Genomic DNA, 279 nt, shown 5'->3' with positions numbered 1-279 from the left:
CCTTGAACAGCGTCGAGGGACTGGAGTCGACCTCGTCCACTTCGCGAAGCGGAGTTTCGCAGATCACCCTGGTGTTCACGTACGGTTCCAACCTCGACCGCGCGCGCAACCAGATCGATCGGGCTATTTCGAACGCCAAGCGGGTACTCCCGGCCAACGTGGATCCCCAAGCCATCGCCGGGAACATCAGCGATTTCCCCATTGTTTTCCTGGCGGTATCTTCTGACAGGCCGCTCAGCGAGCTCAACGCGGATCTCCAGAGGCTCAGCGTGCCCCGGC

The 279-nt window shown here is 61.6% G+C and carries 1 protein-coding gene; it reads left to right on the top strand.

The features are described from left to right. On the top strand, window positions 1-279 hold a 279-nt coding region (locus SCA31_RS23080; RefSeq protein ID WP_410699364.1), incomplete at both ends, for an efflux RND transporter permease subunit.

Origin of the sequence: Chryseobacterium sp. SIMBA_028, from assembly GCF_046535285.1 — a bacterium.
In the GTDB taxonomy this organism is placed as follows: Bacteria; Bacteroidota; Bacteroidia; order Flavobacteriales; family Weeksellaceae; genus Chryseobacterium.
This window is presented reverse-complemented; position numbering and strand designations above follow the sequence as displayed.